24 protein-coding genes are annotated in these 26,414 nt (G+C 70.7%); 10 read left to right on the plus strand and 14 right to left on the minus strand.

Annotated features, from left to right (window positions below; all coding sequences use genetic code 11):
• Positions 1-137: 137 nt before the first annotated feature.
• Positions 138-1,367: an ROK family transcriptional regulator gene (locus OIB37_RS31705; RefSeq protein ID WP_330461038.1), complete on the minus strand. Its 1,230-nt coding sequence runs from the start codon at positions 1,365-1,367 to the stop codon at positions 138-140.
• A 459-nt stretch (positions 1,368-1,826) separates the two neighbouring features.
• Between OIB37_RS31705 and OIB37_RS31710 the strand changes: the two genes are divergently transcribed.
• The 3 genes from OIB37_RS31710 (at position 1,827) to OIB37_RS31720 (ending at position 4,847) form a co-directional block, all read left to right on the plus strand.
• Complete coding sequence (locus OIB37_RS31710; RefSeq protein WP_330461039.1) at positions 1,827-3,536, plus strand: sodium:solute symporter family protein; 1,710 nt, start codon at positions 1,827-1,829, stop codon at positions 3,534-3,536.
• Positions 3,537-3,550: 14 nt separating this feature from the next.
• Complete coding sequence (locus OIB37_RS31715) at positions 3,551-3,886, plus strand: hypothetical protein (RefSeq protein WP_330461040.1); 336 nt, start codon at positions 3,551-3,553, stop codon at positions 3,884-3,886.
• 130 nt (positions 3,887-4,016) lie between these two features.
• Positions 4,017-4,847, plus strand: coding sequence for an aldo/keto reductase (locus tag OIB37_RS31720; protein WP_330461041.1), 831 nt, complete (start codon positions 4,017-4,019; stop codon positions 4,845-4,847).
• A 154-nt stretch (positions 4,848-5,001) separates the two neighbouring features.
• On the opposite strand, the gene OIB37_RS31725 is transcribed toward OIB37_RS31720, so the two are convergent.
• The gene (locus tag OIB37_RS31725) at positions 5,002-5,745 is read right to left on the minus strand and encodes a hypothetical protein (RefSeq protein ID WP_330461042.1); all 744 of its coding nucleotides are present in this window, start codon (positions 5,743-5,745) and stop codon (positions 5,002-5,004) included.
• Positions 5,746-6,215: 470 nt separating this feature from the next.
• Between OIB37_RS31725 and OIB37_RS31730 the strand changes: the two genes are divergently transcribed.
• Positions 6,216-7,496, plus strand: coding sequence for a ricin-type beta-trefoil lectin domain protein (locus OIB37_RS31730; protein WP_330461043.1), 1,281 nt, complete (start codon positions 6,216-6,218; stop codon positions 7,494-7,496).
• Between the two features lie 109 nt (positions 7,497-7,605).
• Positions 7,606-8,805, plus strand: coding sequence for a beta-1,3-glucanase family protein (locus tag OIB37_RS31735; RefSeq protein ID WP_330461044.1), 1,200 nt, complete (start codon positions 7,606-7,608; stop codon positions 8,803-8,805).
• Positions 8,806-8,972: 167 nt separating this feature from the next.
• Here OIB37_RS31735 and OIB37_RS31740 read toward each other — a convergent pair whose 3' ends face one another.
• Positions 8,973-9,581, minus strand: a complete 609-nt coding sequence (locus OIB37_RS31740) for a TetR/AcrR family transcriptional regulator (protein WP_330461045.1) — start codon at positions 9,579-9,581, stop codon at positions 8,973-8,975.
• A 127-nt stretch (positions 9,582-9,708) separates the two neighbouring features.
• On the opposite strand from OIB37_RS31740, the gene OIB37_RS31745 reads away from it, so the two are divergent.
• The gene (locus OIB37_RS31745) at positions 9,709-10,665 is read left to right on the plus strand and encodes an alpha/beta fold hydrolase (protein WP_330461046.1); all 957 of its coding nucleotides are present in this window, start codon (positions 9,709-9,711) and stop codon (positions 10,663-10,665) included.
• 348 nt (positions 10,666-11,013) lie between these two features.
• Here the strand turns inward: OIB37_RS31745 and OIB37_RS31750 are convergent, their stop codons facing one another.
• Together OIB37_RS31750 and OIB37_RS31755 are read right to left on the minus strand one after the other, a co-directional pair.
• Positions 11,014-12,477: a sugar porter family MFS transporter gene (locus OIB37_RS31750; RefSeq protein ID WP_330461047.1), complete on the minus strand. Its 1,464-nt coding sequence runs from the start codon at positions 12,475-12,477 to the stop codon at positions 11,014-11,016.
• Positions 12,474-13,514, minus strand: coding sequence for a zinc-dependent alcohol dehydrogenase family protein (locus OIB37_RS31755; RefSeq protein ID WP_330461048.1), 1,041 nt, complete (start codon positions 13,512-13,514; stop codon positions 12,474-12,476). Before OIB37_RS31755 ends, OIB37_RS31750 begins: the two co-directional genes overlap by 4 nt.
• Positions 13,515-13,728: 214 nt before the next feature.
• Between OIB37_RS31755 and OIB37_RS31760 the strand changes: the two genes are divergently transcribed.
• Positions 13,729-14,760 (plus strand): LacI family DNA-binding transcriptional regulator, encoded by a 1,032-nt coding sequence (locus tag OIB37_RS31760; RefSeq protein WP_330461049.1) that lies wholly within the window; start codon positions 13,729-13,731, stop codon positions 14,758-14,760.
• A gap of 106 nt (positions 14,761-14,866) precedes the next feature.
• Positions 14,867-15,817: a carbohydrate kinase family protein gene (locus OIB37_RS31765; protein ID WP_330461050.1), complete on the plus strand. Its 951-nt coding sequence runs from the start codon at positions 14,867-14,869 to the stop codon at positions 15,815-15,817.
• Positions 15,818-15,883: 66 nt separating this feature from the next.
• Here the strand turns inward: OIB37_RS31765 and OIB37_RS31770 are convergent, their stop codons facing one another.
• The 4 genes from OIB37_RS31770 to OIB37_RS31785 form a co-directional block, all read right to left on the minus strand.
• Positions 15,884-16,450 (minus strand): hypothetical protein, encoded by a 567-nt coding sequence (locus OIB37_RS31770; protein WP_330461051.1) that lies wholly within the window; start codon positions 16,448-16,450, stop codon positions 15,884-15,886.
• Positions 16,451-16,514: 64 nt separating this feature from the next.
• Complete coding sequence (locus OIB37_RS31775) at positions 16,515-17,471, minus strand: redoxin family protein (protein WP_330461052.1); 957 nt, start codon at positions 17,469-17,471, stop codon at positions 16,515-16,517.
• A 125-nt stretch (positions 17,472-17,596) separates the two neighbouring features.
• Positions 17,597-18,004: a DUF3224 domain-containing protein gene (locus OIB37_RS31780; RefSeq protein WP_330461053.1), complete on the minus strand. Its 408-nt coding sequence runs from the start codon at positions 18,002-18,004 to the stop codon at positions 17,597-17,599.
• Between the two features lie 214 nt (positions 18,005-18,218).
• Positions 18,219-18,770, minus strand: a complete 552-nt coding sequence (locus OIB37_RS31785; RefSeq protein ID WP_330461054.1) for a CGNR zinc finger domain-containing protein — start codon at positions 18,768-18,770, stop codon at positions 18,219-18,221.
• Positions 18,771-18,862: 92 nt separating this feature from the next.
• On the opposite strand from OIB37_RS31785, the gene OIB37_RS31790 reads away from it, so the two are divergent.
• Both OIB37_RS31790 and OIB37_RS31795 read left to right on the plus strand, forming a co-directional pair.
• Positions 18,863-20,116 (plus strand): MFS transporter, encoded by a 1,254-nt coding sequence (locus OIB37_RS31790; protein WP_330461055.1) that lies wholly within the window; start codon positions 18,863-18,865, stop codon positions 20,114-20,116.
• A gap of 260 nt (positions 20,117-20,376) precedes the next feature.
• On the plus strand, positions 20,377-20,997 hold the full coding sequence (locus OIB37_RS31795; RefSeq protein WP_330461056.1) for a hypothetical protein: 621 nt from the start codon (positions 20,377-20,379) through the stop codon (positions 20,995-20,997).
• Between the two features lie 282 nt (positions 20,998-21,279).
• Here OIB37_RS31795 and OIB37_RS31800 read toward each other — a convergent pair whose 3' ends face one another.
• The 5 genes from OIB37_RS31800 to OIB37_RS31820 all read right to left on the minus strand — a co-directional run bounded on the left by OIB37_RS31800 (position 21,280) and on the right by OIB37_RS31820 (position 26,362).
• Positions 21,280-22,140 carry a formate/nitrite transporter family protein gene (locus tag OIB37_RS31800; protein WP_330461057.1) on the minus strand — a complete coding sequence of 287 codons (861 nt, stop codon included), beginning with the start codon at positions 22,138-22,140 and terminating at the stop codon, positions 21,280-21,282.
• A gap of 124 nt (positions 22,141-22,264) precedes the next feature.
• Positions 22,265-23,434, minus strand: coding sequence for an NAD-dependent formate dehydrogenase (locus OIB37_RS31805; protein ID WP_330461058.1), 1,170 nt, complete (start codon positions 23,432-23,434; stop codon positions 22,265-22,267).
• A gap of 904 nt (positions 23,435-24,338) precedes the next feature.
• Positions 24,339-25,154, minus strand: coding sequence for an SAM-dependent methyltransferase (locus OIB37_RS31810; RefSeq protein WP_330461059.1), 816 nt, complete (start codon positions 25,152-25,154; stop codon positions 24,339-24,341).
• A gap of 81 nt (positions 25,155-25,235) precedes the next feature.
• Positions 25,236-25,499, minus strand: a complete 264-nt coding sequence (locus OIB37_RS31815) for a DUF397 domain-containing protein (RefSeq protein ID WP_443058229.1) — start codon at positions 25,497-25,499, stop codon at positions 25,236-25,238.
• A complete protein-coding gene (locus OIB37_RS31820; protein WP_330461060.1) occupies positions 25,496-26,362 on the minus strand; it encodes a helix-turn-helix domain-containing protein in 867 nt (288 codons plus the stop codon). Before OIB37_RS31820 ends, OIB37_RS31815 begins: the two co-directional genes overlap by 4 nt.
• Positions 26,363-26,414 lie beyond the last annotated feature (52 nt).

Below are 26,414 nucleotides of genomic sequence, written 5' to 3' on the forward strand. Positions count from 1 at the left end.
GTCCCGCAGGCGCGGGCTCGCCGGGGGCGTAAGCCGTGGTCGCGTGCAGACGGCAGACGGCAGACGGCAGACGGCAGACGGCAGACGGTAGACGGCGGACGGCAGGTGGGTGGGCGGCAGGCAGCAGGCCTCCGGCGTCACTGCGCGACGCGCCCCGGAGCCTCATAGGGGCGGCGGCCGGCTCCCGCCCACAGGTCGGCGCGGGCCCGCCGCAGGGCGAGGGCGAGGGCTCCGCGCAGGACCGCGGTGTCACCGAGGGTGCCGACCTCGATCGCAGGCGTGAGCGGCGCGAGGTCCTGGACGGTGGCGCGGACCGGTTCCAGCAGGGCGGGGTGCAGTCCGATGGGGCCGCCGAGGAGCACGAGTTCGGGGTCGACCACCGCGCAGACCGCCGCGATGGCCTCACCGATCGTGCGGCCCTCCTGCTCCACCACGGCCCTGGCCTCGGCGTCGCCCTTCGAGGCGCGGTCGAAGATCTGGCGGGCCACGTCGATGGCGACCTGGTCGCTGCCCGGCTCGCGAGGAGGGTGGAAACCCGCGGCCGCCACAGCCCTGGCGAAGCCGTGCCGGCCGTGCCGCGGTCCGGGAGGCTGGGTGCTGACGCTGAGGTACCCGATCTCCCCGGCGACACCCCGGGCGCCGCGGATCAGCTGGTCGCCGATCACCAGGCCCATGCCCATGCCCGCGCCGACGTAGACGTAGGCGAAGCTGTCCGCCGTACGCGCCGCCCCGTGCCAACGCTCGGCCAGGGCGGCCAGGTTGACGTCGTTCTCGACCAGGACCGGCGCGTCGACCGTGCCGTCGAGCGCCTCCTGGGGCTGGAAGAGGCCTTCGGGGTAAGGGGTGTCGGGCAGGGTGACGACCCTGGAGGTCACCGGATCGACCGGGTTGGCCACCGACACCGCCACGGCCAGGGGCCTGCCGTGGCCCGGGGCGCCCTCGGCGACCGCCTGGCCGACCAGGTCGCGCAGTTGCCCGGCGACGAGGGCCGGCTCGCGGGGCCGTACCGGGACGTGTGAACTCTCCAGGAAAGGCTGGCCGAACAGGTCGGCGGCGCACACCCGGATCTGGGTCGGGTTGAGGTCGACGGCCACGACGAAACCGGCCGTGGGAGCGACCTTGTAGTACGTGCCCACCCGCCCCTGGCGGCCGCGCTGTTCCCCCGCGGGCAGCAGCAGTCCCGCCGCCTCCAGCCGGCGTACCGCTTCGGAGACGGTGGTCTTGGAGATGCCGGTGTGCTGGGCGATCTCCGCCCGCGTGACGGGCGCCTGCTCGAAGACGGTGTCCAGCACGATCTGGTCGGTCAGTTCGCGCAGCAGCGTCATGCTCGGCAGTGCCTGCAGGCCGAGTCCCTTGCGGATCTCCATCTCACCCCTTGTGGCCGGATGTCGCTGCTGTTACGTTAGCGCGCAATCTTTGGTCAGGCCTCCTTCCTAACTATCGACTGAGCAGGGTCGCCGCCCATGAGTACGGCCCATGAGTACGACCCATGGGCACGGCCCATGGGCACGGCCCGTGAGTACGGCAAACGAGCCCGACCCGTGAGCCCGACCCCTGTGTCCGACTCATGAGCCCGACTCTTGAACACACGCCCGCGACAGCCGAGTACGAAGGTTCGCGCCTCAGGCCGCCACCGGAACGGAACGCGGACACCCGCACCCGGCCGGTCGGTCGGCGGACCCCCGACGCCTGGAAAGCAGGGAAACGAACCATGAGCCGATCCGCGCAGGCCCCGGAGCCCCCAGGCCCGGCCGGCCCCTCGCAGAGCCGGGCGGGCGCCGTGGGCGACGCCTCGGCCCCCACCTCCCGTCCGAGAGGTGCGACCGGTGCACGCACTCGCTGACGCCGACCTCCGGCTGAACGCCCGGCCGATCGACTACGCGCTGATCGCGGTCTATTTCGCCTTCGTGCTGGGCATCGGAGTCGTGGCACGCCGCAAGGTGTCCTCCAGCATGGACTTCTTCCTCTCCGGCCGCTCCATGCCGGCCTGGGTCACCGGACTCGCGTTCATCTCTGCCAACCTGGCGGCGGTCGAGATCCTCGGCATGACGGCCGACGGCGCGCAGTACGGCCTGCCCTCGGTGCACTACTACTGGATCGGCGCCGTCCCGGCCATGGTCTTCCTCGGCCTGGTCATGATGCCGTTCTACTACGGCTCCAAGGTCCGCAGCGTCCCCGAGTTCCTGCTGCGGCGCTTCGGCACCTTCGCCCACCTCGTGAACTCGGCCAGTTTCGGACTCGCCCAGGTGCTGATCGCGGGCGTGAACCTCTACGCCCTGTCCACGGTGGTGAACCTGCTGCTCGGCTGGCCGTCCTGGCTGTCGATCCTTGCCGCGGGGGCGATCGTCCTCGCCTACACCCTCCTCGGCGGCCTCTCCGCGGCCATCTACAACGAGGTCATGCAGTTCTTCGTGGTCCTGGCCCTGCTCCTGCCGCTGACCGCCATCGGGCTGCACAGGACCGGCGGATGGAGCGGGCTGGTCGAGAAGATCGACAGCTCGAACGGGAACGCCGCGCTCCAGCTGCACTCCTGGCCGGGGACCAACCTCACCGGGATCGGCAGCTCCACGCTCTCGGTGCTCGGCATCGTCTTCGGTCTCGGTTTCGTGCTCTCCTTCGGGTACTGGACTACCAACTTCACCGAGGTACAGCGCGCGTTGTCGGCCAAGAGCATGTCGGCCGCCCGCCGCACCCCGCTGATCGGAGCCTTCCCCAAGACGCTGATCATCCTGGTCATCATGATTCCCGGCATGGCCGCGGCCGTTCTCTCCCCGGAGCTGGCGGCGCTCAAGGCCGCCAACGCCGCCGATCCGGGGGTGCAGAGCCTGGGCGGGGTGTCCTTCAACAACTCCATCGAGCTGCTGATGCGGGACCTGCTGCCCAACGGCATGCTCGGCATCGCCATCGCGGGCCTGCTCGCCGCCTTCATGGCGGGCATGGCCGCCAACGTCAGCTCGTTCAACACCGTCGTCACCTACGACATCTGGCAGACGTACGTGAAGAAGGACCAGCCGGACGAGTACTACCTGCGAACGGGCCGTGTCCTCACGGTGATCGGGTGTCTCCTGGCGATCGGCACCGCGTTCATCGCCGGCAACTTCGGCAACATCATGGACTACCTCCAGACGCTCTTCGGCTTCTTCAACGCGCCCCTGTTCGCCACCTTCATCCTGGGCATGTTCTGGAAGCGCATGACCCCGGCCGCCGGAGGCATCGGGCTCATCGCCGGCACCGCGTCGGCGGTCACCGTCGACATGCTCAATCGGTTCGGGGTCCTGCACGTCTCCGGCCAGGGCGCCAGCTTCCTCGGGGCCATCGCCGCCTTCGTGGTGGACATCCTGCTGAGCGTCGCGGTCTCGCTCGCGACCCGGCCCAAGCCCGACAGCGAACTGGTCGGCCTCGTCTGGTCGTTGACGCCACGCGAGCATCGCACGCACAGCGAGACGGGTGACGACGCCGGCTGGTACCGCAAGCCCGCGGTGCTCGCCGCCGGCGTACTCGTCCTGACCGCCGCGCTGAACATCGCCTTCTGGTGAGAGGGGAAGACCCGATGCCCGACAACACCGACCGGCCGACGACACCACCCGCAAGGCTCGCGCGCCTGCTGCTCGATCTGCGCAGCATCATCGCGGCCCTCTTCGGGATCTATGGAACCGTGCTCACCGCCATGGGCGCGACCGGAGCGACGGAGGAGGAACTCCGCAAGTCCGGAGGCTGGAACGTCAACCTCTGGTGCGGGATCGCGATGCTCGCCCTCACCGCCGCCTTCGCCGGCTGGGTGCTCCTGCGACCGGCTCCCGCACCGGACGAATCCGCACCGGAGGCACAGGCGGAGGCGCAGGCGCAGGCGGAGGCCGCGCGCACCGCACCGGCACAGACCGTCTGAACGTCCGCCCGCCGTCCGTCCGCCGTCCGTCCGCCCGGTGCCCGCACCGGGCGGACGGCCCGTGACCCGGCCGCCGTCCTTCCCGCACGCACCTCACCACGCCATGTCCCCCTCGATCACAAGGACTTCCATGAGCACGGTCCCCACACGTCTCCTCCCGGACGGTCTGTCCACCCCCGCCCTCGGCTTCGGGACGTACCCGCTCGCCGGATCCGAGGCGGAGGCCGCGGTCCTGAGCGCGCTCGAAGCCGGTTACCGGATGATCGACACCGCCGCGAGCTACGGCAACGAGTCCGAGGTCGGCCGGGCCGTCGCCGCGAGCGGCCTGCCGCGCGAGGACGTGTTCCTCACCACCAAGCTGCGCGGTGCCGACCACGGTTACGAGCGGACCCTGCGCGCGTTCTCGGCGTCCGCCGAACGGCTCGGCGTGGACTACGTGGACCTCTACCTGATCCACTGGCCCCTTCCCCGGCTCGACGCGTACGCCGACTCCTGGCGGGCGATGATCGAGCTGCGCGAGCAGGGCCTGGTGCGGTCGATCGGCGTCAGCAACTTCACCGTACGACACCTCGACCGGCTCGCCGAGGAGACCGGTGTCATGCCGGCGGTCAACCAGATCGAGATGCACCCCCACTTCCCGCAGGCGCGGTTGCGGGAGGAACACGCCGCCCGGAACGTCGAGACCCAGAGCTGGAGTCCGCTGGGGCGCGGCGACGGGCTGCTCACGGAGCCGGTCGTGGTCGAGCTGGCTCACCGGCACGGCGTCACCCCGGCCCAGGTGGTGCTGCGCTGGCACCTCCAGCTCGACGCGGTCCCGATCCCCAAGTCGGCCTCGCCGACCCGCCGGAGCGCCAACCTGGACGTCTTCGGCTTCGCTCTGAGCGAGGAGGAGACCGCGTCCCTGTCCGTGCTCGAACGCGGACGGACCGGAGGCGACCCGGACACCCACGAGGAGTTCTGACCCCGCCGCCGCCGCCGCGGGCGGAGCGGTCGCACGGCAGGCGGCAGGCGGCAGGCGGCAGCGGCAAGCGGCAAGCGGCAGACGATGGGCGGCGGTCAGCCGAGGACCGAGGGATCCGACTCTTCGACGGTGTCGCCGGCCGGCGGGTCGGCCTTCACGGCTCGCCCAGCTTCGTGAGCGTCAGCGTGCTGACGGACAGTACACCGGCCCTCGCGATGTCGCTGGTGAACTTGACCCTGACCACCCTCTTCTCCGCGTCGACCCATACGTCGGCGGTGGCCGGGATCCGGCCGTGCAGGAGGTCGCGCATCTGGTCCGCCTGCTCCCGCGCGTCCTTGGTCATGCGCAGGGTCAGCGCCTTGTGGGGGAGGAGACCGCGGTAGTGGGTGGTCGGGGCACCGTTCGTCCGCTCCTTGCCGACCAGCTCGAACTCCTCACCCAAGGCGGCCTGCCGCAACGTGTACTCCGGGTCGTTGCCGGGGGAGCGCAGGAGATGGGTCGCATCCGCGTCGGCGCGGTCGATGTAGGACCACGGCATGGACTCGGCGCCGGCCGTGCCGCGCAGATAGATCCGCGCGTCGGTGAAGACCTCCTGGAACCGTGCGACGTCCGCGAGGCCCACCGAGGCGGTCCCCCGGTGAGCGGCGAAGTCGTAGGCGCCCGAGGCCGAGATGACGTACGGCGGCATCGTGTTCGCGGTCAGCTCCACGGTCTGCTCGGTGTGTGCCGTGGTGCGGCCGGTCACGTCGAGCGCCGCGCGCACCGCCCGGGTGCCGACGGCCGACGCGGATGCCGCGGCCTTGGCGTCCCCGGTACCGGAGGCGCCGCCTTCCGCCGTCGCGCATCCCGCGGTCAGCAGCATCGCGCAGACAGCCGTGAGGGAGAGAGGGTGACGCACGGCGGGAACTCCAGATCGCGTGAGGCGGGGGCTCGATGCACCTGCTGCCTGACACGTCCACCGGGCTGACTTATTTATGTACGATATTTACCTGATCTTGGTGTGAAGTTCAAAAAAGTCACCTGATGGGCCACCGTGAACCGGTGTCGAGCGCCCGCACCGGCCCCTCCGCCGTGTTCGCCCACGTACGCACCGTGCGCGCGGCGGGAACACTCCTTAAGCGCGGCTTAAACGCGTCTTAAACCTTCACGAGCGGTCCTGTCGCTTCTCAAGTCCCCGCAGATCAGGGGCATTTGAGGGTTGGCGCTCCGGTTGGCGCAGTGGTTGAACGTGCGTATTGTCGGTGCCCACCGACGGCGCTCGCCGTACCGGTGAGAGCGCTCTCAGATTCCCCGTCGTGCGGCACGCACGGGAGTTCCCGCGCGGCTCTCGACCGCAGATTCCCCCCACAGACAAGGTGCGTCACCCCCATGCCCGCTCATCGCTCACGCCGATGGACCTTAGGAGGGTCGGCGTGTCTCCTCGCCGCCGCCCTCACCTCGGCCGTCCTCTTCAACACGACCGGTCCGGCCGCGCACAACGCCAACGCCGCCGCCACGGTGCAGACCTGGTCCGACGACTTCGACGGAGTCGCGGGCAGCGCGCCCGACCCGGGGAAGTGGACCCTGGAGACGGGAGGCGGCGGCAACGGCAACCACGAGCTGCAGTACTACACGAAGAACACGGACAACGCCGCGCTCGACGGCAACGGCAACCTGGTCATCACCGCCCGCAAGAACAACGACTCGGGCCTGCAGTGCTGGTACGGGACCTGCCAGTACACCTCGGCGCGCATGAACACCGCGCAGACCTTCACCCAGGCGTACGGCCGCTTCGAGGCCCGCATCAAGATCCCGCGCGGTCAGGGCATGTGGCCGGCCTTCTGGATGCTGGGTGACAACCTCGGCAGCGCCGGCTGGCCGGGCAGCGGCGAGATCGACATCATGGAGAACGTCGGCAAGGAGCCCGGCACGGTGCACGGCACCATCCACGGGCCGGGCTACTCCGGTGCCGGTGGCATCGGAGCCGCGTACACCCTGCCCGACGGCAAGGCCTTCGCGGACGACTTCCACGTCTTCGCGGTCGACTGGAGCCCGTCCGCGATCACCTGGTCGGTCGACGGCAAGAACTACGAGACGCGCACCCCGGCCGACGTGAACGGCAACAAGTGGGTCTACGACCACCCCTTCTTCGCCATCCTGAACCTCGCCGTCGGCGGTGACTGGCCCGGCAGCCCCGACGGCGGCACCTCGCTCCCGCAGACCATGACCGTCGACTACGTCCACGTCTCGGCCTCGGACAGCCCCGACTCCGGCACCGGCGGCACGAGCCGCACCGGCGCCATCAAGGGCATCGGCGGCATGTGCGTGGACGTGGCAGGCGCCTCCTCCGCCGACGGCACCCCCGTCCAGCTGCACAACTGCAACGGCGCCGACGCCCAGAAGTGGACGCTGGGCACCGACGGCACCGTACGGACACTCGGCAAGTGCCTGGACGTCCAAGGGGGTTCGACCGGCAACGGCGCCCCCGTACAGCTCTACGGCTGCAACGGGACCAAGGCCCAGCAGTGGGCCTACACCTCCGCCCACGACCTGACCAACGTGGGCGCCGGCAAGTGCCTGGACGCGACCGGCAACTCCGCCGCCGACGGCACCCGGCTGCAGATCTGGACCTGCGGCGGTACCGCCAACCAGAAGTGGACCGTCGGCTAAGCGGTCCGCACCCAGGGACAGTCGCTGCCCCACCCCCCACTCACCCCCCACCGGAGCGGTCCCGGCCGATGCCGAGGCCGGGGCCGCACCCCTGGCAAGGAGCTCACACATGACGCCTCGTCACCAGCGCAACATGACCCGCCGCAAGATGATGTTCGCTCTCGGCGGCGCCGCCGTGGGCGTTCCGGCCCTGGCCGCCATCGCCCCCTACGCGCTCGCCGGTCAGGCCGACGGCAAGACCGCCGCGGCGGCCGGATCGCTCCCGGTGACCGTCGTCAACAAGACCGGTTCCTTCGACAACGCCTCCGCGCACCTCTACGTCGTCGGCAACCTGGACGGCAAGCAGGTCCGGCTCGCCCAGGACGGGACGCTCGCCCCCATCGCCGTCTCCGACAACGGGGCGGACGGCTTCACCGACTACGCGATCCCGCTCTCCGGCAGCGGCGACACCAAGCTGAACCTGCCCTTCATGTCGGGCCGCATATACGTCTCCCTCGGCCAGAAGCTGAAGTTCAAGGCCGTCACCGACGGCAACGGCAACGCCGCCCTCCAGTTCCCGGCCGGCTGGGTCACCTCCGACCCCAACTTCGGGATCCTGCACGACTGCGCCGAGTTCACCTTCAACTCGGGCGGCATGTTCTGCAACACCACGATGGTCGACATGTTCAGCGTGCCGATGAGCATCCGGCTCACGGGGCAGAAGGACCAGACGACGGGCACGCTGCGCGACGGCGGGCGGGCCGCCGCCTTCGCGGCGGTCAAGCAGGTCGAGGAGTTCTCGAAGCTCGTCGTGGACGACACGCGCATCATCGCGCCCGGCCACGGCCTGGACTCGGGCATCTTCGCCAAGGACTACTTCGCCCCGTACATCGACGAGGTGTGGAGCACCTACACCGGCAAGGACCTGAAGATCACCACCAACGCGGGTACGTTCACCGGCCGTGTGCGCGGTGACCGGTTCACCTTCGACGGGCCGGCCGCGGTCTCCTTCGCCAAGCCCTCCACGCGTGACGTCCTCTTCTGCGACGGCAACCTCGCCGCGCCGAACGACGGCACCACCGGCCCCGTCGCCGCCGTGCTCGGCGCGGGCTTCAACCGCTCCACGCTGGTCAGCGACGTCGCCCAGCCCGCCACCGACCCGGCCGCGTTCTACCGGGGCGACCTGACCAACCACTACGCGAAGGCGATCCACGCGGCGACCCAGGACGGCAAGGCCTACGGCTTCGCCTTCGACGACGTCGCGGACTTCGCCTCCTACATCCAGGACACCGCCCCCACCGGCTTCACGCTCACGCTCTCGTCGTTCTGAGGTCCGCCCCCCCGCATCGACGGCACCGTCCGGCCGGGCGCCCCGCGAGGGCCCGGAAGGGCGGTGCCGTCGTGTTGCCGGTGCGACGGGAGCGCGCCCCGAGGTGACCGGGGGCCGGGCACAGTCCGATGCCGGTCGTCGCCGGCCGATTGGGGACGCCCCGGCGTTCACTCGGCTCGCGCGAAGATCCGGTCCAGGTGGTAGCGCAGTACCGCGATGGCCGATTCCGGCTCCCGCTGGCCCACGAGGATGCTGGTCCCCATGGCCGCCGACATGGCCAGCAGGCTGATCGCCTCCTTGTGTGCGTCGAGGTCACGGTCGGCCAGACCGGTTTCCTGTGCCTGTCGCAGCAGGTGGGTCACCGCCTTCTCGGCGGCGTCGGGGTCGTCGATGAAGGGCTCGGCGGCGAGTTTCCCGTCGGTCACGGACAGGACCGCGTACGAGGTGTAGAGCAGGTGGAAGGTGCGGCTCTCCTCGTCGGCAGGGAGAGAGGCGAGGAGGAGGGCCTCGATGGTCGCGCGCGGGCCCGGGTCCTGACCGGCCGACAGGAGGCGGGCGCTCATGCGGGCGGTGAAACGCCGGGTCAGATGCTGCAGCCCGTAGAAGAGCAGCTTCTCCTTCGTCTGGAAGTAGTACTGCACGAGCCGCAGCGACACGCCGGCCTCGGCGGCCACGTCGCGCATACCGACCGCGTGCAGTCCGCGCCGCCCGGCGACCCGGATGAGGGCCTCGGCGATCTGAGTACGCCGTTCCTCGTGGTCCACGAGCTTTGGCATGGTGGCAATCTCCGCCCGGTGGTGGTCAGTTCCGGGGTCGGACCTTCCCGGACCTCTCCATGGTACCGCCGTATCACCATCATGGTACGGTCGTATCACGAAGAGTCGATCTCCCAGGAGGCGCCCTGTGTCCGCGCACACGACCCGCACCAGACCACGCAGCGACGTCGGCCACTACGTGAACGACGCCCTGCGCGACCGGTACTTCGACACCTGCGACACCCTCTACGCCATGGGAGCGCCCGCCGACCTCGAGACGGACGTGGAGACGAGCTTCGGCACCACGCACGTCTACCGCTACGGCCCCACGGACCCCGTCGGCGCGTCCCGTACGCCGATCGTCCTGATCCACGGGTCCGGAGGCTGCTCCGCCCAGTGGTACCCCAACACCCCGGGGCTCAGCGCCGAGCGCCCCGTGTACGCGCTGGACACCCCCGGCGATCCCGGTCGCAGCGTCCAGCGCGAACCGATGTGGCAGCCCGAGCGCGCGGCCCAGTGGCTCGACGAGGCGCTCGGCGCACTCAGCCTCGACCGGGTGCACCTCGTCGGTTCCTCCTACGGCGGCTGGCTGGTGCTCAACCAGGCGCACCGCAAACCCGGCAGGGCCGCCTCGGTCACCCTGCTCGACCCCGGCGGCCTGGAGAAAGTGGGCCTGCGCTTCTTCGTCTGGATCTTCGTCAGCCTCTTCGCGACCTTCGCCCCGAAGGCGCTGCGCCCACGTCTCGCCTCCTGGCTGGAGCAGCCGGTCATCGTGGTTCCCGAACTGCGCGCGTGGATCCAGGCGGGCGTCCGGGCCTTCCGGATACGCCGCCCCGCGCCGCTTCCGCTGACCGACGACGAACTGCGCGCCATAGAAACCCCGCTCTACCTCGCCCTGGGCAGGCGGAGCCTGCTCGTACATCCCAAGCGGCAACAGGAGCGCGTGCCGCGCCTGATCCCCGGAGCCCGTGCCGAGATCATCGCCGACACCGGCCACGGCCCCGCGATCGACCACCCCGAGCTGCTCAACGCCCGGATGCTGAGCTTCATGCAGGACGTCGACTCCCTCGCCCCGGCCGCGGGCCAGGGTGGGGGCGCCGCGTAACCCGGAAGGGACTGCCCGGAAGGGATCGTCTGGAAGGGATCGCCCGGAAGGGACTGCCCGGAAGGGATCGTCCGGAAGGGATCGCCCGGAAGGGACCGCCCCGAAGAGATGGCGTCTCAGGGCGCGTCGCCGAAGCGGATCGCGAGGTCTCGGAATCCGTCCTCAAGCGAGGTCTCGGCACCCGTCCTCAAGCGGTACGGCCGTGTCGAGCGGGCCACCGACGAGCCGGCCCGGCTGCTCACCCGAGGCGTCGCCGACCGCGAGCCCCCCCGACGTGATCGACGGCCGCCGAGCGAAAAGGCGCCTGGCCCGAGAGATCTCGGGCCAGGCGCCTTCCCGCGGGCTCGGTCAGCCCACCGACGCGGTCGGGGCGGGCAGTTCCGCGGGCCGGGACTCGGTCCCGTCCGCCGCGGTGGCCGTTTCCCCGCGGTGCAGCAGGTCCCGCTCGATCTGCTCCAGGGTGCGCCCCCGGGTCTCCGGCAGCAGTCGCTTGACGAAGACACCGGAGAGGAACGTCGTGACGGCGAAGATCACGAAGTTGGCCCCGGCTCCCCACGCGCTGAGCAGGGACGGGAAGACCAGCGCCACGGCCATGTTGAAGAGCCAGTTGAACACCACGCACACGCCGACCGCTCCCGCGCGGATGCGGGTGGGGAACAGCTCGGGCAGCATCACCCACTGCACCGGCCCCCAGGACGCGGCGAACGCGGCCACGTAGAGCGCCACGCCGAAGAGCGTCAGCGGGGCGAGCAGCGGCCCGTGGCCGAGCGGCGTGAGGTTCACCGCGGCCAGGACGACCATGCCGGCGCACATGCCGACCGATCCCCACAGCAGCAGGGGCCGACGCCCGCGCCGGTCGATGAGGCGCATCGCGGGGAGCGTCATCAGCATGTTGACCAGGCCGATGCCGACGTTCGCGAGGATCGCCCCGTTGGCGCCGAATCCGATGCTGGTCAGCAGCGTCGGAGCGTAGTAGATGATCGTGTTGATGCCACCGAAGTTCTGGAAGAACACCAGCAGCACGCCCACGACGAGCACGGGCCGCAGCCGCGGTGCGAGCAGGGCGCGCAGGTTCAGCCGCTCCGTCTGCGCGCGTTCCTGCTCCAGCGTCTTCTCGATCTCGCCGAGTTCGGCGCGGGCGGCCTCGCCGTCGCCGCGCAGGCGGGTCAGGACGTCGCGGGCGTCGTCCCGGCGCCCCCGGCCGGCCAGCCAGCGCGGACTCTCCGGCTGGGTGAGGATGCCGAGGGCCAGGACGGCCGCCGGCACCACACCGAGGCCGATCATCCAGCGCCAGGCGTGCGCGTCGGCCAGGGCGTAGTCGGTGAGGTAGGCGAGGAAGATGCCGACGGTCACCAGGAGTTGCATGAGGGAGGCGAGGCCGCCGCGCACCTCCACCGGCGCCAGTTCCGTCAGGTAGAGCGGGACGACGACCGAGGCGATGCCGACACCGACACCGATCAGCAGCCGGGCACCGATGAGGAACGAGGCCTGCGGCGCGAACGCCGCGGCGAACGTGCCCACGATGAAGACCAGCGCGGCCCCCAGGATCAGGCGGCGCCGGCCCCACGCGTCGGAGAGCTTCCCGGCCAGTCCGGCGCCCACCATGGCACCCACCAGGAGCCCGGAGACGACCAGGCCCTCCAGCAGCGGCGTCAGGGCGATGTCCTGGCGTATGAAGAGCATCGCGCCGGAGATCACACCGGTGTCGTATCCCCACAGGATGCCGCCGAGGGCACCGAACACCCAGATCAGGGCGTTCCGCAGCCGTGGCCGCCGCTTCGGCGTCGTCCCGGGCTCCGGCAGGCGGCTCACGACGCCGCGTCCGTGGCCGCGGCCGCCGCGATGCGGGGGTCGTCCGCCCGCGGGGCGAGGTGGATCTTCTGTCCCGCGCCGGAGCGGAAGCGCCGTACGGCCTCGTCGAAGTCCTCGAGCGGCAGGACGTCGCTGACGAGCGGGTCGAGGTCCAGTCCGCCGGCGAGGATCTCCACGGCGGGCTGGAAGCCGTTGTGCACGGCCATGGAACCGATGATGTCGATCTCGCGGTTGTAGACCAGGAACGGCGAGAACGAGGCACGCCTGGCCGGGTCGGCGACGCCGAACTGCAGGAAGGTGCCGCCCTTGCGGACCCTGCCCAGGCCGTCCTCGATGGCCGCGATGACACCGGTCGCGTCGATCACGACCTCGAAACCGTGCTCCCGGCCGAGCTCGTCGGCGCTCGCGGCGGTCGCGTCGGCACCCATGCGCTTGGCGAGATCCAGGCGGCGGGTGTTGGGGTCGACGACGGACACGGAGGCCGCGCCGGCGTCCGCCACCAGGGCCGCCATCATCAGGCCCATGGTCCCGGCGCCGTAGACCAGGTAGTGCTCACCGGGGCGCCTGGGGAGCCGGCTGAGGCCGTGGACGGCGCAGGACAGGGGCTCGACGAGACCGGCGGCGGCCTCGGACAGGCCCTCGGGCAGGACGTGGCAGCGGCCCGCGGGGACCGCCACGTACTCGGCGAAACCGCCGTCCCGGGTCACCCCGACCGCGGTGTAGTGCTCACAGAGGTTGCCGCGGCCGATCCGGCAGTAATGGCAGGCGCCGCACGGGGTGTTGGGGTCCACGGCGACGCGCTGGCCGACCACCGGGAAGCGTACGTCCCGGCCGGCTTCCACCACGACGCCGGTCAGCTCGTGGCCGGGGACGAGCGGGTAGGTCACGGACGGCAGCTCGCCGCCCAGGATGTGCATGTCCGTGCCGCAGAGGCCACAGGAGCTGACGCGGACGACCACCTCGGAGGGGCCGGGACTCGGATCGGGTATTTCGGCCAGCTCGGCGCTTCCCGGCTGGGTGACCACGACAGCGCGCATGGCGCCTCCTCACAACGGTGTGCGGACGGATGTCGGAAGACGCCGGGAAACATAATCGCCACGTAAGCGCTTGCGCAAACGCTTACGTGTGACTTTTCATAGGTGGCTGGCGTCTCATGGACGGACGAGCCGGGCTTTCCCCGCCGTGTTCGGCACCGTCCGGCTCCACGGAGAGCGGGCGAGAACGCGCGACGAGGCGCACGAAGGAGAACCGATGCGGACAATGGCGGACGTGGCGAGGCACGCGGGTGTCTCGGTGGCCACGGTCTCCCACGTGCTGAACGCCACACGTCCGGTGCGGCCGGCCACCCGTGACGCGGTGCTGCGCGCCATCGACGAGCTGGGGTACATCCACAACTCCCTGGCGAGGTCCCTCGTCACCTCCCGCACCCAGTCCATCGGCCTCGCCGTCTCCGCGATCAGCAACCCCTACTTCACCGATATCCTCCAGGGAGTCGAGGCCGAGGCACTCGCCACCGGCTACGGCCTGCTCATCGCCGATCCGCACGACGACCCGGAACACGAGCTGAGCGTGGTCCGCATGCTCCACGAACGCCGGGTGGACGGCGTGATCATCGCCCCGTCCGCCGAACCGTCGGCGCTGCTGGAGTACCTGAACCGCGCCGACGTCCCCGCCGTCTTCCTGGACCGGCTCGTCGACGAGGCCGAGGAACCGGCGTACGACCAGGTCTGCGCCGAAAGCACCGCGCCCGTACGGGAGTTGGTGGAGCACCTCGCCGCGCTCGGCCACCGCCGGATCGCGATGGTGGCGGGACTCGCCGGGCTGAGCACCACGACCGAGCGGATCGAGGGGTACCGGCAGGGGCTGCGCGCGGCCGGCCTCCCCTTCGACCCCGAGCTGCTCGCCCACGGCAACTCCGCCTCCGACGGCGCCCGCCTCGCGACCGGGCGTCTGCTGTCCGGCCCCGCACGCCCCACCGCCGTCATCGCGGCGAACAACGCGATGACCATCGGAGCGCTCCAGGCACTGCGCGGCGAGGGTCTGCGCATCCCGGAGGACGTCGCGCTCGTCAGCTTCGACGACTTCGAGTGGGCCGACCTCTTCTCGCCCAGCCTCACGGCCGTCCGCCAGCCGAGCCGTGACCTCGGCAAGCTGGCGCTGCGCCTCCTCCTCGACCGGCTGGACTCGCCGGACCGCCCCGCGCGGACCGTCCGGCTTCCCTGCACCGTCGTCCACCGCACGTCCTGCGGCTGCGCACCGGCCACCGTCGCCCCTCCGGGCTGACGGACCGCCGCCCCCCCCGGCCACCGTCGCCCCCCGGCCACGTCCAACACCCCCCTCAAGCCGCGTCGCTCCGCCGCACCACGGCTCGCCGAAAGGAACCAGCAAAGTGATCGTCGTCGCCGGCGAGGCACTCATCGACCTCGTGCCCGCACCCACGACCCCCGACCCGGCGTCCCCCCTGCCGCCGCTCCTTCCGCAGCGGGGCGGCGGCCCGTACAACGTCGCTGTCGCGCTGGGGCGCCTCGGATCCCCGACGTCGTTCTGCTCGCGCGTGTCCACGGACGCCTTCGGCGCCGCCCTGCTGTCGGGGCTGCGGGACGCGGGCGTCGACACGGCGCTGGTGCAGCGCGGCCCCGAGCCCACGACACTGGCCGTCGCCGACGTGGGCAGCGACGGATCGGCCGGCTACGGCTTCTACACCGAGGGCACGGCCGACCGCCTGTTCACTCTCCCGTCCGCCCTGCCGGACGGCGCCACCGCCCTGTCCGTCGGCACCTGTTCGCTCGTGCTGGAACCGGGGGCGAGCGCGTACGAGGCCCTGCTGCGCCGGGAGTCGGACAACGGCGTCTTCACCGCCCTCGACCCCAACATCAGGGCCGGCCTGATAGCGGACGCCGGCGCCTACCGGGAGCGGTTCCTGTCCTGGCTGCCCCACGTCGCCCTGCTGAAGCTCTCGGTCGAGGACGCCCACTGGCTCGCGGACGTCGGCCCCGGCGACGGCCTGGAGGCCCACCTCACCGCATGGCTGGAGCGCGGACCCGCGGCGATCGTCCTGACCCGCGGCGGCGACGGGCTGAGCGTGTGGAGCCGGAACACCGGCCAGGTGAGCGTGCCGGGCACTTCGGTCACGGTGGTCGACACCATCGGTGCGGGCGACACGGTCAACGCCGCGCTGCTCCACCGGCTCCGGGAGATCGGGGCGTTGAGCCACCGGGCCGTCGCGGGTCTCGACGCCGACACCTGGCGCGACGTGCTCGGCTTCGCGGCCCGCGCCGCCGCCCTCACCTGTTCCCGGTCCGGAGCCGAACCGCCGTACGCGTGGGAACTGTCGGCCTGACGAAGCGGACGGCGCCGGGGACGTCGGGGACGTCGGGGATGCCTGGGACGTCGGCGGCGGGCGCGGTCACCGCCCGGACGCTGCGAGTATCTCGCCGGCCGTCGCGAAACGGTGCTCCGCCGGCTTCAGCACCTCGTACAAGTAGCCGAAGTACTCCGTGCGAACCGTCCCCGAGAGCACCCCGAGAAGGAAGGAGAGGCACCCCATGCCGTGGTGCTCCCACAGCGGGCCGCGCCCCTCGTTGTAGAGCACCGTCCACTCGTCGGGGTGCTGCCCGGGTCGCACCAGCCAGTACAGGAACGCTCCCGTCCCCTCCTCGAAGGCCCACGGCAGTACCCGGGCGTCCGCCTCCAGGAGCCCGGCGGGCCGCTCCTCGCCCGCGTCCCACAACTGGCCCAGGATCTCGCCCCGTTCCACGCTCTGCGCGTGCAGGTCGCATTCGTCGTACGGGGAGTCGGGGGCGAGCAGCCAGATCGTCTCGCCGAAGACCCCCGCGCCGTACGTCTCGACAAGCTGCTTGTAGTCGGCGGGCAGCGCGGTGGCGAGAGCGCGCTCGGCCTTCGCCCAGTCCACCCCGGGCGTCAGGCCGGTCGGCGGCGGGCAGAGGCGGACCAGGTCGTCGAGTGGTGTCATGGACTGGACGGTACGGGAAGCTCGGTCGTGCGGGGTGGGTAGGTCCGGCGGGGCAGGAGCGGCTCTACAGGGGGTTGTCCCGGAGCCATGCCAGGACCTGGTCCGCGTGTTCGTTCGGGGGGAAGACCGGATAGAAGACGTGCTCGATCACGCCGTCGCGGATGATCAGAGTCAGCCGCTTGCAGAGCGTCAGCCCGCCGGCCTCGAACGTGGGGAGATCGAGTTGGCGGGCCACGCTCAGTGTGGGGTCGGAGAGCATCTGGAACGGCAGGTGGAGCCGCTCGACGACCTCGCGCTGGTAATCGGTGTCCTGGCTGGAGAGGCCGAACACGGCGTCCGCGCCGGCGGCGAGCAGGTCCTGGTGGTGGTCGCGGAAGCCGCATGCCTCGGGAGTGCAGCCCCGCGCCCCGGGGATCGAGTCCCAGCCGTCGGGGAGGTCGGTCCCCGGGCGCCCGGTCAGCGGGTAGACGTAGATCACCGTGCGACCCGCGCCGAACGCGTCGAGGCGGACGGCCGTGTCGCTGGTGCTCCGCAGTTCCAGGTGCGGCATCTTCATGCCGGGCAGGTGAGCGGCCGCGCCGTCGTCCTCGGGGACGGGAAGGCCGGCGGGCAGGTTCGTGTAGTCCGTCATCAGACCATCTCCTTCGGTGGCAGGTGAGACGCGGCTGCCGCGGTGGGCGGCCTGATGCAGGTGCGCGGCGAGTACCGCCCGGCGGGCGGTGAGTCCCTCGATCCGCTGCGTGAGCTCACTGATCGCGTCCCGGTACCCGGCCAGAGAGGCCGGGCAGTCATCGGCGTGCCGGTGGCCGGCCGTCAGACACTCCAGGAACGGCCGGGTGCGCTCGACAGGAATTCCGAGACCGCCGAGCGCCCGGATCTCCTGTGTGAGTCGTACGGCGTGCTCGTCGTAGTCCCGGTAGCCGTTGGCCAGCCGCTCGGGTGTGAGCAAGCCCAGCGATTCGTAATAGCGCACCGCTTTCGTCGTCACGCCCGCCCGGCGGGCCAGCTCACTGATCTGCATGTCTCTCACCTCGGAGGACGCTAAACGTTGCCCTTGAGGGTAAGGTCAAGCCGCCGTGAGGGCGGCCCCCTTGGCCGGGCTCGGGGATCGGCATCTCGATCCGCGCCCCGACGCCTCAGGGCGGTTCAGTCGGTCTCGTAGTCGAACCAGATCCGGTGCGTCCCCTCGGCATCGACCGTCATCCCGCCGGTGCCGGAGATCCCGGCCAGTTCGCCGGTGCCGCTGGAGGGAACGACGGTGAAGAACTCGGCGGTGCGGTCACTGCCGGAAGTCGTCGCCGAATGCGCGAAGTTGAAGGTCCCACTCCGGCCGTTGAGCGATCCTTCGAAGGACTCCACGGCCACATAGGTACCGACGCCGGTCGTCTGGTCGAACGCGGCGGTGAAGAGGGTCGCCGAGCGCCCGGCGACGTCACCCGTGAAGTGCTTCTCCATCGTCGCGACGCCTACGGGAGTCCCGGTGGACACGGCCGGTTCCGGCTTCAGTTCGGTCGGAGTGAACGCTTTGACGGTGAAGGTGCCGGCAGCTCTCATGAACCGATCGTATCGACGGGGTCTGACACGCCGTGGGTACGATTCCGACCACGCGGGAACGGGCCCGGCGGCAGCCTGAAGAACAGGCGCGGGGGCTCAGCGACGTGTCCACGGGATTCGGCAGCGCCTGAGCGCCTGGCTCTGTCCCGTGTGGGCCCGCGCTCCCGGCAGGCGTCGATCGAGGTTCACTCCCCGCCGCTCACGCCCCCGCCGCTCACGCCTCGTCACTCGCCCGCCGCGCACGGAACGCCGCTGCCTTGACCCGGTTCTGGCAGGCAGTCGAGCAGAACTGGCGGCCGGCGTTGCGGGACGTGTCCACGTAGACCCGGTCGCAGCGTGGGGCCGCGCAGACCCCGAGGCGTCCGGCGTAGTCGCCGCCGATGGCCATGGCGAGGCCGGTCGCGCAGCCGGCGCTCCAGCCGACGGCATAGGAGTCGTCGGCGCCGTGGAAGTGGACCTGCCACGGCTCTCCGGGAGCCCGGTCGAGCTGGGGGCGGGCGCCGGTCTCGCGCAGCAGCGCGTTGAGGGCGGGAGCGGCGTCGTCGAGGCGGTCGCCGGCCGCGGCCTCGAACACGGTGCGCAGGGCTCGGGCGGTGCCGGCCAGCCGGTCGGCATCGCCGAGTCCCAGGTCGGCCCCGGCGGAGAGCGCCGCGCGGACCGCCCCGACCCGCTCGGCGCCCTCGGGCGCGTCATAGCGGCGGCCGCGCGCCTCACCGTCGGTCAGCGCGTTGACGAGCGCCACCGAGGCATCGAGCAGGGTACGCATGTGACTGTCGAACAACACTTGACCAGTTACCTTCCGCCTGTCTACGGTATCCGTCACCGACAATAGGTGATTGACCAGTGACGGGGGGCGTCGTGCCGCGCTTCGAACCGCTGCCCCGCACCGTCCGCCTGCTGTTGCTCGCCCGGGTCGTCAACCGGCTCGGAGCCTTCTCACTGCCCTTTCTCACCGCGCTGATCTGCGCCGACCACGGCGCGAGCCTGACCACCGCCGGGCTGGTCAGCGCCGCCTTCGGGCTGGCTACGATCCCCTCGCGGCTGGCCGGGGGAGGACTGGCCGACCGGATCGGCCGGCGAACGACCATCGTGCTCGGACTCTGCGGGTGCGCCGTCGCGCAGTTGGCGATCGCGGCCTCCGCGTCGCTCACCTGGGCGGTCGCCGGGGCGGTGCTGCTCGGGCTGGCCTTCGAGCTCTACGAGCCGCCGAGCCAGGCCATCATCGGCGAGTCCGTGCCGGAGCGGCAACGGGTGCGCGCGTTCAGCCTGTTCAGCGCCGCGCTCGCGGCGGGCGGCATGGGAGCCGGCCTGCTCGCCGCCCTGCTGGGGCGCTGGGACCTGCGCCTGCTCTTCGTCACCGACGCCGCGACCTGCCTGGCCTGCGCCCTGCTGATCCGGCTGGCCCTTCCCCACGACCGTCCGGCGCCTCGCGGTGCGGACCGGGACTTCACGGTCGTACGACCGCTGCGGGACCGAGCCCTGCTGAGCGTCCTGGCCACCGGAACCGCCTACGCTCTGATCAACCAGCAGACGGTGATGACCCTCCCTCTCGCGCTGGTGCGACAGGGCCTGCCGGCCGCCGACGCCGGGCTGTTGTTCACCGCCGGCGCGGTCACCACCGTGCTCGCCCAGCCGTTGGTGCGGCTGCCCTGGGTGGCCCGGCTCACGAGGTCCGTCGCGCTCGCCCTCGCCCATCTCCTCCTGGCCGCGGGGCTGACCGGCTACGCCCTCGCCCGCGACCTGCCGGCGCTGCTCGTCTCGACCGCCGTGTGGAGCCTCGGCGACCTGCTGGTCATGGGCCGCGTCTACGCGCTCGTCACCGACCTCGCACCGTCCGGCGGAAGCGGCCGCTACCTTGCCGTCTTCGGCACCAGCTGGGGCATCGCCGCGACGCTCGCACCCGTCCTCGGCACCCAACTGCTCGCCCGCGCCGGGACGACCACACTGTGGTCCACGATGGCCGCACTCTGCCTGCTGTTCGCCGCGCTGCACCTCCGGGCGACACCGCCGTCGCCCCGACTCGGCCGCCGACTCGACCTCCGACTTGGTTTCCGTCTCGGTCTCCGCAACGCCGCGAAGTCGGTTCGCCGCCGGGCCCCGGACGCCTTGTAAGGGCGATCCGCACGGTTCGTGCTCCGCACGGTTCGTGCTCCGCACGGTTCGTGCTCCGCCCGGTTCGTGCTCCGCCCGGTTCGCGGGCCGGTGCTGTCGCGTCTCATCCCGGAGCCCCGGCGGGGGACTTGGCGGACGGTGTCGAACGGCGCGTGGCTGGGCCGGTCGGGTGGGGTCGGTGGCGTACCGGTGTGGTGCCGGAGGGTGCCGGCCGGCGATGGCGGGAGGCTGGTGCTCCGGAGGCAGGCAGGAGAGAGCGTGTGAGTGGGCACAGCCGTCGACGCGTCCGGGGCCCCGTGGGCGAGGACGCGGGCGGCGTCAACGGTGAGGCCACGGCCGGGAGCCAGGTGTCCGGTGACGCCGGTGTACTGGGCACCGCACTTGCCGTGGTGCTGGCGTTCTCCCTTGCGCAGGGCTCCTGGGAGTGGTTCTCCACCTACCTCGGCGTGACGCTCCTCGCGGTGGTCCTGTCCTTCGGCCACGTGCCGGTGAGGACGCCGGGCCGGCAGACCGTCTACGTGTGGAGCCTGGCCGCCTACTCGCTGGTGGTGGGTCTGTGCGTGGCGCTGACGTTGGCTCCGGCGATGCAGCGCTGGGACTGGCTGTTTCCGATGCCGGGCACCCGGCACGGGTGCGTGGAGTCGGGCCGGTACGAGAGTCTGCGAACGCAGGCCGCTCTGGGAGACCTGCCCGGTCGGGACGGCGACGCGGTGGCCTATACGCAGCAGGAGCAGAGCCGCGAGGCCGTCGCCGACTGTCTCGCGGCCACGACGACACGCTGGCTGCCGGCCTACGCGTTGGGAACGGCTCTGCTGGTGGGCGCGGGTTCGTGGTCATGGGAGCGGGCACGGGCGCGGAGGACGGCGGACGCGGCCGCCTGAGCCGACCGGGACCGAGACCGCCTGAGCCGACCGCGACCGCCTGAGCCGACGCCGCGACCGCCTCGTCGGGATCGCCCTCAGTCGGCCCCCTGTGAACACGGCTCTCAGGACCGCCTGCGGTGCCGCCCGGCCGAGAACGTCCGGCCCGGGAGGGCGGCCAGGAAGCGACGGCGGCCAGGAAAGGACGGCGGCCAGGAACAAGGGCATCGAGTACGCGGAAGATGTCGACCGCTATGGGGCGCATGCTCTGGGACGACCGACCGGTCCCTTCACGTGGAGGAATCAGTCGCGCCGGACGCCCGCTGAGACCGGAGCCGCCGATCGGGCGGGCTGAGGAGGGTCCAACTGTCCGGTGGGGCGGGCGATGACGGTGTATGCGACACCGACCAGGAGTCCGCCGCCGACCAGGTTGCCCAGGCCGACGAAGAGCAGGTTGCGGGCGAAGGCGGCGATCGTCACGCCGGGGACGTGCTCGAACAGACCCAGCGAGAAGTAGGTCATGTTGGCGACGACGTGCTCGAAGCCCGAGCCGATGAAGGCCAGCAGGCACCAGAAGATCAGGGTGAGCTTCGCGCCGTCGGAACGGGTCCGGGCGGTCATCCATACGGCCAGGCAGACCAGGAAGTTGCACAGGACGCCACGGAAGAAGAGAGCCTCGGCACCAGCTCCCGACTTCGCCGCCAGCATGCTCCCCAGCAGCGTCACGCCGGGCGCGGGCTTTCCGGGGACCGCCACCACGTCCAGCACTCCGGCGCAGTGCACCAGCCACGCGAAGACGACGGAGCCGATCAGGTTTCCGACGAAGGAGAAGACGATGACGCCGGCCGCGCCGACGACCGACACCTTGCGGCGGCCCACGCCCTGGACCATCGTCATCATGTTGCCGTTGCACAGTTCGGAGCCGGCGAAGACCACGAGGGTCAGTGCCACGCCGAAGATCAGGCCCTGGATCAGCTTGGTCCACGGCGAGTGCGCCGCGCTGAGCGGCCCGGTCACCATGAGCAGAAGTACCGCGGCCACGCCGATGAAGGCACCGGCGAGCGAGGAGAGCAACAGGAAGCGTCCGGGGGTGCGGAGTTGGGACACCTTGCGCTGTGCTGCGGTGGCCTGCTCGCCCAGGGCATCCTGGAGGGGAATTGACACGTTGTCCTTCTCAGTGCTGACCCGACGCACCCGTGAGGGGTCTGTGGTGATGAGGGGGCTGTGATCGGGGCGGGCGGAGTCGGTTTCGTCCGCCCCGATCACAGCCGGGCCTCGGCGGGTGGGTCTACTTCTTGTTGTCGCCCGCGGTGTAGGAGGCGGCGCCGGTGCCGGCGAGCTTGCCGCCGTCGACGATGAGGTACTCGTCGCGGATCGGGGTGCCGTCGAAGAAGCACTCCAGGATTTCGCGGGTGCCGGCGGCGTAGCGGGCCTGGGCGGTCAGGGAGGTGCCGGAGATGTGGGGGGTCATGCCGTTGAAGGGCATGGTGCGCCAGGGGTGGTCGGCCGGGGCGGGCTGGGGGTACCAGACGTCGCCGGCGTAGCCGCCGAGCTGGCCGGACTCCAGGGCGCGGACGATGGCGTCGCGGTCGACGATCTGGGCGCGGGCGGTGTTCACGATGTAGGAGCCCTTGCGCATGCTGTTCAGGAGCTTCTCGTCGAACAGGTTGAGCGTCTCGGGGTGGAGCGGGGCGTGGATGGAGACGACGTCGACGTTCTTGGCGAGGTCCTGGGCGGTGGCGTGGAAGGTGAGGCCCAGTTCTTCCTCGATCTCGCGGGGCAGGCGGCGCTTGTCGGTGTAGTGGAGCTTGACGTCGAAGGGCTTGAGGCGGCGCAGTACCGCGACGCCGATGCGGCCGGCGGCGATGACGCCGACGTCCATGCCTTCGAGGTCGTAGGAGTGGGAGACGCAGTCGGCGATGTTCCAGCCGCCCTCTGCGGCGATCTTGTGCGAGGGCAGGTAGTTGCGGACCAGCGACAGGACCATCATGACCGCGTGTTCGGCGACGCTGATGCTGTTGGAGTAGGTGACCTCGGCGACGGTGATGCCGCGGGCGATCGCGGAGTCCAGGTCGACGTGGTCGGAACCGATACCGGCGGTCAGCGCGAGCTTCAGCTTCGGGGCCTTGGCGATCCGCTCGGGGGTGAGGTAGGCGGGCCAGAACGGCTGGGAGATGACCACGTCGGCGTCGGCCAGATGACGGTCCAGCTCCGAGTCCGGGCCCTCCTTGTCGGAGGTCACGACCAGGGTGTGGCCGCGGGACTCGAGGAACTCCCGCAGGCCCAGCTCACCCGAGACACTGCCCAGCAGCTCACCCGGCGTGAAGTCGATGGCCTTCGGCGACGGCAGGGTCTGACCACCCGGGTAACCCTCGATCTTCGGCAGGCTCTCCCGGGCGTACTTCGGCGGGAATCCGGTGATCGGGTCCGGGTAGAGAACACAGACAATCTTCGCCACGATTTTCCTCCTCTAGGAACGCGGAAATAACCCCCGGAATGTTTTTCCGGTTCCGCGTCGAGAACAACCCTCCTCCCGCCCCGCCGACCGCGTCAAAGAAGCACTTTCGACCGCTTGATAGGGTTCGTTTATATGTTTTATGTTCAACTACTCGAATTCTGCCGCCATCACGCCGCCTGAGCGCAGCCGTCGATGCCTACGGCAACTTCAACTCGCTTGGTGATACGTGCAGTTCATCGGAATCGCGCGACGCGAACTCCGGCGAGAGGGGCGCGCGAGGCCCTCTCGGGCAAGCGTCGTGAGACCTCGGGGGGTGTCGTGGTGTGAGTCAAGGCACACGTGTGGAGGGGCGTGAAGGTGCCGCAAGTGCGAGGATCAGTGCCCTGAAGGCTGGCAGATGCGGCCCAACGGACGGTGATTGCGGCGCAAGTGCGGACAGCCGAGGGCCTCGGGGTGTGATGCCCCGGTTTCCCGTTTCCGGCTTTCGTCGACCCTGCCGGATGGCTGCCCGTTGAGCGCTATATGGCGCTGACCGAATGCCCGATCATGCCGGGCCGGGTACCCACCGCGGAGCCGACGCAAAACCGCCCTTCCGTGTAGTCCACGCGCCTTTCGTAAACCTCGACCGTATATCCATGAAATTGGGCCCACGCCGGCAATCTTCCGGTTTCACGGCCGGTGGGCCCAGTGGCCGCCCACCGTCGGTGCTGCGGTCATGGGCACCGACATCCCGCTCGTCCCCGGCACCGCATACGCCGAGCACCTGGCGGCGAACGTCGCCCCGGGCTCGGCCAGAGCATGGGCCGCCGCTGATTCGGCCCGTACGGGGTGCGGTCGCCCGACTGGCGTCGGGCGGTCCGGGAGTGCGGGTGCCCAGCCGGTCGCACCATCGGCCGGGCCCCGGCTAGCGCTTTATGCCTACGCCCGCCAGCAGGCTGATCTGGGCGTCCGTGGGCTCCGTCCCGTCGGCCGGTTCGGCGGGCCGCCAGCGGTGGCAGCACACGATGCCGGGGTCGATCAGGTCGAGTCCGTCGAAGAAACGGCTGACGTCGTCGTGCGAACGGAACCGCACAGGAGAACCGGACTTGGTGTAGACCTCCGCGACCTTGTTCCACGTGACGGGGTCGAAGTCCGGCGTGCAGTGGTTCATGGCGAGGGCGCTGCCCGCCGGGAGCGGGTCGAGCAGCCGGCGCACGATGGCGTACGGGTCGTGCGGTTCGGTGATGAAGTGCATGAGCGCGTTGAGGGAGAGGGCGATGGGCTGGTCGAAGTCCAGCACCTCCGAGGCCTCCACGGCGCTCATCAGCGCGTCGGGGTCCCTGACGTCGGCTTCGACGTAGGCCGTGCGCCCCTGCGTCGTGCTGCGCATGAGGCGTTCGGCGTACTTCAGGACGAGGGGGTCGTTGTCGGCGTACACGACGCGGGCGTCGACCGCGACGGACTGGGCGACCTGGTGCAGGTTGGGCTCGGTCGGGATGCCCGTGCCGATGTCGAGCCACTGGCGGATGCCGTGCTCCTGCGCCAGGACCCGGGTGGCCCGCTGCATGAACGCCCGGTTCTCGCGAGCGGTCACGTAGATGCCGGGGTGGGCGGCGGCGGCGACGAGGGCCGCCTCCTTGTCGATCTCGAAGTGGTCCTTGCCGCCGAGGAAGTAGTCGTACATCCGGGCCGAGTGTGCCTTGCTCGTGTCGAGATCCCGGCCGACCTGCCTGGTGGTCATGTTCTCCCCTTCATGCGTGTGTCTGTCGGCCCGCAGGCCAGGAACGGGACTGGTGTCGTCGTCCCTTCTGTCCGCCGCCGGTCACCCGACGACCAAGTGATCGGCCAGGCCCTCTTCGACCCCGCGGACGAACGCGGCGATCTCCTCCGGCGCGTGGGTCCGCGCCGGCCCGGCCGGGCCGGTCGACTGCCGTACGGCCACGCGGCCGTCGGCGAGCGGTTCCGTCTCGGCGCACCGACCGCCGTTCGGTCCGCTCCAGGGGTGCTCCAGGGGTGCTCCCCGTCCCGTTCCCCGAGGTCGCGGGCCGGCGATCCCGTCGTGGACGCCCTCGTCGGTGAGTGTCACGAATACTCCTTGCGCATTCTGTTCAGGAGCGCCCTGCTGTCCTCCGACGACGTCAGCAGCGCCATACGGGTATGCGCCTCGAGATGGGCGACGACATCCGCGCGCTCGTCCAGATAGACGGAGGCGGAAAGAAGTTCGCTGTAGACGATGTCGGGCAGTTCGGGTTCCTCGAACCGGAAATACGTGAATGGGGCACACGCTCCGACATGCGCACCCGCGGCGAAGGACACGATGTCGAGGCTGACGTGCGCGAGCTCGGACACGTCCAGAAGCCGCTCGATCTGCTTCCGCATCACGTCCGGGCCGCCTACCACCCGGTGCAGGACGGCTTCCTCCATGACCACCCACAACGTGGGGGCTTCCTCCCGCTCCAGCAGGCTCTGGCGGCGCAGCCGCAGCTCCACGCGGCGCGCGAGCTCCTCCTCGCTCCCGTTCGGCATCCCGCCGCGCAGGACGGCGCGGGCGTAGTCGGGGGTCTGCAGAAGGCCGGTCACGTACTGGGGTTCATAGGTGCGCAGGCTCTTGGCGCTGGTCTCCAGGCTGACGTAGGCGGTGAACCAGCTGGGGACGACGTCGCGGTAGGAGTGCCACCAGCCGGGCTCGTTGGCCTGCTCGGCCAGGACTACGAACTCGTCGATCAGCTGGCGGTCCGCCCCGTAGGTCTCCAGGAGCTTCTCCACGTAGAGAGGCTTCAGCGCGACCTCGGCCTTCTCCAGCCGGCGGATCGTCAGGGTCTTCACCCGCAGGGCTTTTGCCGCGTCCTCCAGCGAGGCGCCGGCGTCCAGCCGCATGTCCTGCAGCCGACGGCCGAGGATGATGCGCAGGACTGTCGGTGCGCTGGCGCTGGGACGGGCTTCGCTCACGCCCAACCTCCTGAGGAGCTGTCAACGGCGCCATTCTTACAGCGACTTGATG

Source organism: Streptomyces sp. NBC_00820 (genome assembly GCF_036347055.1).
In the GTDB taxonomy this organism is placed as follows: Bacteria; Actinomycetota; Actinomycetes; order Streptomycetales; family Streptomycetaceae; genus Streptomyces.

Bases quoted from the DNA above. Each gene is read 5' to 3' on its own strand.
- OIB37_RS31705 (WP_330461038.1), bottom strand. From the start codon at position 1,367: ATGGAGATCCGCAAGGGACTCGGCCTGCAGGCACTGCCGAGCATGACG.
- OIB37_RS31715 (WP_330461040.1), top strand. From the start codon at position 3,551: ATGCCCGACAACACCGACCGGCCGACGACACCACCCGCAAGGCTCGCG.
- OIB37_RS31720 (WP_330461041.1), top strand. From the start codon at position 4,017: ATGAGCACGGTCCCCACACGTCTCCTCCCGGACGGTCTGTCCACCCCC.
- OIB37_RS31730 (WP_330461043.1), top strand. From the start codon at position 6,216: ATGCCCGCTCATCGCTCACGCCGATGGACCTTAGGAGGGTCGGCGTGT.
- OIB37_RS31735 (WP_330461044.1), top strand. From the start codon at position 7,606: ATGACGCCTCGTCACCAGCGCAACATGACCCGCCGCAAGATGATGTTC.
- OIB37_RS31740 (WP_330461045.1), bottom strand. From the start codon at position 9,581: ATGCCAAAGCTCGTGGACCACGAGGAACGGCGTACTCAGATCGCCGAG.
- OIB37_RS31755 (WP_330461048.1), bottom strand. From the start codon at position 13,514: ATGCGCGCTGTCGTGGTCACCCAGCCGGGAAGCGCCGAGCTGGCCGAA.
- OIB37_RS31760 (WP_330461049.1), top strand. From the start codon at position 13,729: ATGCGGACAATGGCGGACGTGGCGAGGCACGCGGGTGTCTCGGTGGCC.
- OIB37_RS31770 (WP_330461051.1), bottom strand. From the start codon at position 16,450: ATGACACCACTCGACGACCTGGTCCGCCTCTGCCCGCCGCCGACCGGC.
- OIB37_RS31775 (WP_330461052.1), bottom strand. From the start codon at position 17,471: ATGCAGATCAGTGAGCTGGCCCGCCGGGCGGGCGTGACGACGAAAGCG.
- OIB37_RS31780 (WP_330461053.1), bottom strand. From the start codon at position 18,004: ATGAGAGCTGCCGGCACCTTCACCGTCAAAGCGTTCACTCCGACCGAA.
- OIB37_RS31785 (WP_330461054.1), bottom strand. From the start codon at position 18,770: ATGCGTACCCTGCTCGATGCCTCGGTGGCGCTCGTCAACGCGCTGACC.
- OIB37_RS31810 (WP_330461059.1), bottom strand. From the start codon at position 25,154: ATGACCACCAGGCAGGTCGGCCGGGATCTCGACACGAGCAAGGCACAC.